This is a genomic window from Wenzhouxiangella sp. YN1 (assembly GCF_056324145.1).
Genome location: NZ_JBJNIO010000077.1, coordinates 1 through 6,680, shown reverse-complemented (window position 1 = coordinate 6,680; position 6,680 = coordinate 1). Strand labels below are relative to the sequence as shown.

The window sequence follows — 6,680 nt, the reverse complement described above, 5'->3', positions numbered from 1 at the left end:
GCTGCGCGACAGCCGGGCCGCAAGCCCGCCGATCCCCGGGACAAGGAGCTCGAGCGCCTGAAGAAGGCCAATGCCAAGCTGGAGAAGCGCGCCTACGTGGCCGAGCAACTGGTCGATCTCCAAAAAAAAGTCTTGCACCTGTTCGACAGCGACAAAGACGGGAGCAGATCGTGAGCTGCCTGACTGCCCTGCCACCGGACGTGCCCAAGGCGCAAGCCTGCCGGGCTCTGAACGTGCCGCGCCACTGGTGCTATCCGGATCGCCGGCAACGCAATCGGGCCGCAGCGCCGACCGGTCAGGGACGAGGACTGTCAGAGGCCGAAGAGCAGCGCATCCTCGGTGCGTTGCACTCCGAACGCTTCCTGGACGCCGCCCCACGCCAGGTCTACGCCACGCTGCTCAGCGAGGGCACCGTGCTGGGCTCGGTCTCGACGATGTATCGCCTGCTGCGCCGGCGACAGGAAACGCGCGAGCGCCGCAACCAGCGCCCGGCCCAACACCACGTCAAGCCGCAACTGAAAGCGACGGCTCCCGACCAGGTCTACACCTGGGACATAACGAAGCTGCCGACGGTCACCCGCGGCGTCTACCTGTGCCTGTACGTCATCCTGGACCTGTTCAGCCGCTATCCCGTCGGCTGGATGGTGTCGCGCAAGGAGAACGCTGGCCTGGCCTGTCACCTGTTCCGCGAGGTCCTGTCGAGGCGGGCCATCGAGCCCGATCAGCTGATCGTCCACCAGGATCGCGGCTCGCCGATGATCGCGCACAGCTTCGGTGATCTGTTGTCCGACCTGGGCGTTGAGCGCAGCTTCTCGAGGCCGAGAGTCAGCAACGACAACCCGTTCAGCGAAAGTCAGTTCAAGACCGTCAAATACTGGCCAAGCTACCCGGGTCGTTTTCAGGGCGAGGAACATGCCCGGGCGTGGTGTAGGGAGCTCTTCCCGGCTTACAGCCGCCGACCGCACGAAGGCCTGGCGCTGTTTACCCCCGAAGATCTCTATACCGGACAGTTCGAAGCACTCTGGCGGATCCGGCAAGCGGCCATGGATCGGCACTATGCGGCGCATCCCGAGCGCTACGTCAAAGGACCACCCCAAGTTGCCAGGCCACCAGCGGTCGTCTCGATCAATCCCGACGATGGTCAGACCGCAACGGAGTTACTCGGCACACCAGGTGCGTTCGAAGTCTCACCAACACCGGTCAGCGCCGAGCTGCCCGAGGTTGTTACATAGAAATCGTCGCCGATGTGTTGGGAATATGTTGACACGTTCCGTTGAGCCATTTAGTCCCGGGTGGAAGGACGGCAATGTAATGCATTGCCTTGATTTTGATCAACGAGGCGTTCGAAGGCCTAGCCAAGCGTGCGACGTTGGCTCATTTGAAGAAATAGATGTAGTCTTTCGGGACAGGTTTAGTTCAACGGATTAAGTCGTTGTGGGGTCGGTGGTTGCGGGTTTGCAAGATGCCAGGCGGGTAGCCGAGTGTAAAACATAAATCAATTTGCGAACAACTACCCATACCAGTATGTGGTTTCGAGTCGATCGTGGCCATATCTCTAGTTATGCCTAGTCCTAAATTGGGGAAGTGGACAAGTTAGCCTACCGACAAAATACGTAATCACCGCCTACGATACTGAATTTAAGCTCCTCAAATGGCTGTATGCCGAGTTTTAGATGTACCGTCACTTCAATAAAGCCGCCAGGCGGATCGAACGGTGACGCCAGGAAATAGGCTTTAAGAGCCTCAATAAGGTTCTCCTTAAATTGAGTTGGCTCTGACTCTGATGCATGCGTGACCTCTAAATCAGGTACAAAGGTTTCGTCGCCATCTTCAACTTGGACATTTCGTATGTTCCAGTTAGCGCCCTCCTTGTGTGCATAGGCCCGCACCAGAAAAGTACTGCCTTTTACGATCGGATATCTTTTATGCCAACCCCGGAAAAAGCCCGCTTTATCCCAGCTTATTCATCAGACTGCCTCTTTCACGCTGAGTCAAGCCGGCTTTGATGGATTTTGGTCACCCAGCTTGCAGGTTCGGCTCGATGGTGGGTCTGGATGGCATTGATTCGCCAGGATTTGGCATTTTTGAGGCTTCAGAACCGATTGATTCAGTGATCCGGGCACAGTAACCCCTGGCGCTGTGTCGCGCCTGATCGTATTGCAGAGCAGAGAGCCGTCTTATCCCGGTACCCAGCGATAGCGTTGGAGCTTTTGCCACAGTTGCTGCCAGTCCCCGGCCACACTCCAGGCCACGATGAAGGTCAGCCGGCGGGCCTTCCTGGCCACACGGGCTGCGGCGCGCAGCAGCCGCTCCCGGAAGCGGCGCAGACTCCAGCCCTGACCGGTGGCCTGCTCCATGACGCTGCGACCGGCATGCAGCACCTGGTAGGCCAGCAGATGCATCAGCAACAGGGTTTCGTTGTTGCGGTAGACCCCGGTGGACGTCAGCGCCGGGGCACGATCCGGATCACCCCATGGGCGCGGGCTGGCCGACAGCGCTGGATTGAGCACATCCATCAGTTCGCCGAAGTGAGCTTCGGCCTTGCCGCGCTGGCGATACTGCGCCAGCAAGTGCTCACCGGGACAGCGGCGCTTGGGGATGTTGGTTACCAGCCAGAAGTGATGCAAGAACAACTCACCGGGTTGCTCGAGCACCACCAGCACGACCCGCCGGGATCGATCCCAACTGCCGGCCTGGTAGCGATGTTCATGGCACCAGATACGCGGCTGCTCGGGCGGTCGGCCGGGCGGGCGCTTGAGATGGGGTGCCGCCATCGCATTGAGTACGGCGTTGTTGCGGATCCGGGCCATATACTCGACCCCGCGCGCTTCCAGGCCCGACAGCGTCTGGCCCTCCGGGAAGCCGGCGTCAAAGCGCACTATGACGCGCTCGGCCAGACGTGCCCGGCAGCGATCGACCTGGGCCAGGATGAAGTCCAGACCGCCCTCGGCTGTACCCACTTGGCCCGGGCGCAGGACGGCATCAAGCAAATCACCGGTCTCGGCGCAACTGGCGATCAGCGGATGATAGATCCGGCGCCGATAGTGGCCGTTCCACTCACTGCCCGGCTGATGGCCGTGGACTTCCACCGGCAGGCTGTCTACATCCAGCGTCAGGGTCTTACGCCGCCGCCCGCCGTTGAGCATCCGAACCCGGCGGATGGCCGACTCACAGATCGCCTCACGAAGCACAGGGCGATTGTGTTCACTGCTCAGGTTCTCGACCAGGCGCGACAGCGTCGGTTGCGAGGCCAGAACCTGACCGTCCTGCAGCGGTGTCTGGCCGCGACAGGACGAGTGTGCGACCCGCAGCGCTGGGTCCAGACGCAAGCGATCAGCATCGTCTTGATCGCGCCAGCCCTGACCCAGCAACATCAGATGGGTGCGGATCAGGTCGGCCAGTGGATAGGTGACCCGGCTGGGGTCGCGAGGATCGGTGAGGCGTTCGCCCAGCCACTCAATGATGCCGAGCCGATCCATGATCTCGCGCTGAATCAAAGCGCCCGCTTCACCGGTCAGGTGTTCCGGACGGGATTCGACCTGCACAGTGTGGTTGAACGAGGCTTTGAAAAGGGGTAGTGTTTCACCCATGGCGTGTTCTCTTTCTGTCGTGGGATTAGTGCCTTAACACTCTGATTATACGACAGAAATTGACACGCCATACCTCTTTCTAGCCCGCATTGAAGAATAAGGGGGGCTTAAACCAGGGTTACGCGGACGTACACGATCGCAATATTGTTAATGGAAAAGTGAAGTCGGAATATCCGCTTGGTAAGGGGACGGGTAGCGACTGGCTGTCTCTCTGGTATGTCAACAATGGACTCCATGGCGACGAAGGCTGTCTATTTGACTCGGACAAGTCTCCATTTTTCGGCTGTCCTGGACGCAGAATGTCTCAAAGCGTTTGGGGTGGCACTACCCAGGCTAGGAGCGCATGCGGCGGAAGTACCGATCCAATTGGAGACTCTTGGCTGGGCTGCTTAACATACGACAGCAGCCCCCACTTCGAATTGAACTCGCCGCAGAACGAGTACTGGGTCCTGAACGCCAACAATGACCCAGCTTTCGACCAATGCCGCGAAGGTCCCCCAGGCCTTTCCGAAGAAATTAGTAACTATAAGTACAATTCGGAAAAACTGTATAATGTCAAAACTGATAAGTATTGGTCGGGCGTTGGCTTCGGGTACTATACTGAGCTCGGAATAAAGATTAACCCCGGGGAACACAATTTTAATTGTGACGGCGATTTCAGTGTGACTCTTCCATTTCTATCCATTGGCTCTCACACCGGGGCTGGCAACTCATCGTTTGTTGCTACCGTAAATCGAAATGGCTCCACGAACGACCTCTTGAAGTTTGACGCACAAATTGGCAGTTATACGTCATTCAGTTGTGTGGAGTCTGGATGCCCTGCGAGTAACGAAGTTGGATCTCACGCGGGATTTTTCGTCATTGCCGAGTGGTCGAGCCCCGCCAATGCTGGAGATCCTAGCATCACCTATCCGAAAATGGTCTGGGTGGACTTGGCTAGGACCGGTGGGCTAACCAGCATCCCTTCAGCATCTACTTCCTATTGGAGTTGGCCGATTTACGATAGTATGTTCTGGCCCGGGGCCGAGATTGCCGTTATGGATGCGAACGCAGCTTCAAGCTGCTCTGGTGTATCCATCCCAAGCCTTGACCTTCAAGGCACACGGCAAAGCTACCAAATTGATTTGACTGAATTATTTGTTTGCGCGAGTGACACCCATAGCCTGTTTCAGCAATCGATGCCGTACGGTGATATAAATGTCACCGGGGTCCATTTCTACGCTGAGGTTGCGAACGCGAGCGCCGGAGATATTGAGTTACTTCTACGAAGGATTCGAATAGATTGAATAGACAAGAGACACATCATGATAATCACTCCCAACTGGATATAAATTATCATGATGCAACCGCGCATCAATACGATGCGTTAGTAAAGAGACCGCGCGCGCTGGCTAATGACATTCTCTTTAAGCCAGTATTTAAAGCAATAAATACTCCGGTAACATCTGCCCTGGACCTTGGTTGTGGTTCGGGGCAGATGTTGGAGCGCGTCGGCGTGTTTTTTGGCCCGAAACGGATGCTTGGAGTTGACCATAGCCAGGGCATGCTGAAAACCGCTGAACGGAATGTAGAACGCCTGCATTTGGACAATGTCGAATTGAAATGTCAGAACATTCTGGATTTCGTTGGAGAAACTTCGGAAGCTTTCGACTTGGTTACATGCGTTGGTTGTCTTCACCACCTGACGCTACCTGACTGCGAACGACTTCTACGTCTATGTAAGAACTTGATAAGTCCCGAGGGCTGGTTGCTCGTGGCAGAGCCAATAAATCGAGACACTTTGCATAAGGTGCCGGAGTGGCTGCAGAGATGGAATGCCCGTTCCGTTTTAGCGACGGAATCATTTACCACTGATGCCCCTGAGCCCAATGAAGCACCAATCCCAGAATCTTTTCTGGAGAATACTTTAAAGGCTTCGGGCTTCGATATATTTAAGATCTCTTCCGGGGTCGAAGTGTTCCCTCATCATTTGCCCCCCTCTATACTTGATCAAGTTGTTATCAGACTTACAAGCTTTCTTTATAGAAAATCCGGCTACATTGTAGCGATTCTATGTAAGCGTTCTGATTCGATTTAGTTCCTCTGATAACCCCCCCGGAAATTGGTGTTGTTCAGGCGTGGGATATTCTCATAATGGAGCAACAGGAGATTCCACATGTGGAAATTACGCTTTAGGGGCTACCAGATTCGGTAGTGCAACGGTTTTTGCGCACTTGCTCAGAGGCGGCGGTTCCAGACTAATTCTCAGGCAACGGATTGCTTCTCCGTTTCGTATTGTTTGATTGCTCCCATATTGAGGTAACGACGCGTACCCCACGCGGTGCCCGCGATATGTCTGATGACCGTACCCCGCTAATCCGAGCCATACAGCATGTTGGATTCCCCGATATTCTGACCCAAGGGAGGCTCCGATATGAAGCGCAAACGGTATACAGAAGAACAGATCATCTCGATCCTCAAGGAGCACGAGGCTGGCGCGTCCGTCCCGGCCATCGCCGGCCGCCACGGCGTGGCCGAGAACACCGTCTATCGCTGGAAATCGAAGTTCGGCGGTATGGAGGTCTCGGAGGCCAAGAGGTTGCGTGAGCTGGGTTCTACCCCGACCTCACGGATGCTTTCGATAACCCTTTGGACATCCTGCGAGTCGTAGAGCATATTCTGGCGCACGATTCGATTCCCCCAGTAATCGGCCCCTCTCCACCGGCGGTGAAGAGGGGCGCTCAATTTGCCCGTCCGTGTCGGCTCACTCAGCTGCAACGGCTCACACCAGGGCAAACTAGGCTGGCGCTGCTTTGGTCGACTAGGTATCGGACAGTCCAGACAGCACAGGTTTATTCTCCCGCAGTGCAGGATTCCAGGGTTGTGGGACTTCAGCGCGGCGACTCGTCGGCGTATAGGAAGTATAAGCGCCCTATTTCCTGATTTCCAACGGTATCCGGAGCCGTACCAGGCCGGCACCGGACCCTTACCAAAGTCCCCTGCACGCCGAATTCCGTCCGATTCCTAACTGTCGGAGCCAATCGAGCAGCCCCTATAGCCCCGTTTTTGCCGGCGTGGGCCTATCCGGCACGAGCGCCGCCGGGCCGCGCC

The 6,680-nt window shown here is 56.5% G+C and carries 5 protein-coding genes and 1 pseudogene; 4 read left to right on the top strand and 2 right to left on the bottom strand.

The window, feature by feature from the left end:
* Positions 1-170: 170 nt before the first annotated feature.
* Entirely contained in the window at positions 171-1,232 is a 1,062-nt protein-coding gene (locus ACEWQZ_RS00615; protein ID WP_476481135.1) for a transposase, read from the top strand.
* A complete protein-coding gene (locus ACEWQZ_RS00610) occupies positions 1,138-1,428 on the top strand; it encodes a choice-of-anchor Q domain-containing protein (RefSeq protein WP_476481134.1) in 291 nt (96 codons plus the stop codon). Before ACEWQZ_RS00615 ends, ACEWQZ_RS00610 begins: the two co-directional genes overlap by 95 nt.
* Before the next feature lie 170 nt (positions 1,429-1,598).
* Here the strand turns inward: ACEWQZ_RS00610 and ACEWQZ_RS00605 are convergent, their stop codons facing one another.
* Entirely contained in the window at positions 1,599-1,889 is a 291-nt protein-coding gene (locus ACEWQZ_RS00605; protein ID WP_476481133.1) for a hypothetical protein, read from the bottom strand.
* 288 nt (positions 1,890-2,177) lie between these two features.
* On the bottom strand, positions 2,178-3,590 hold the full coding sequence (locus ACEWQZ_RS00600; RefSeq protein WP_476481132.1) for an IS1380 family transposase: 1,413 nt from the start codon (positions 3,588-3,590) through the stop codon (positions 2,178-2,180).
* Between the two features lie 1,282 nt (positions 3,591-4,872).
* On the opposite strand from ACEWQZ_RS00600, the gene ACEWQZ_RS00595 reads away from it, so the two are divergent.
* Together ACEWQZ_RS00595 and ACEWQZ_RS00590 are read left to right on the top strand one after the other, a co-directional pair.
* Entirely contained in the window at positions 4,873-5,667 is a 795-nt protein-coding gene (locus tag ACEWQZ_RS00595) for a class I SAM-dependent methyltransferase (RefSeq protein ID WP_476481131.1), read from the top strand.
* A 336-nt stretch (positions 5,668-6,003) separates the two neighbouring features.
* A pseudogene (locus ACEWQZ_RS00590) lies at positions 6,004-6,180 on the top strand (transposase); the annotation flags it as partial.
* Positions 6,181-6,680 lie beyond the last annotated feature (500 nt).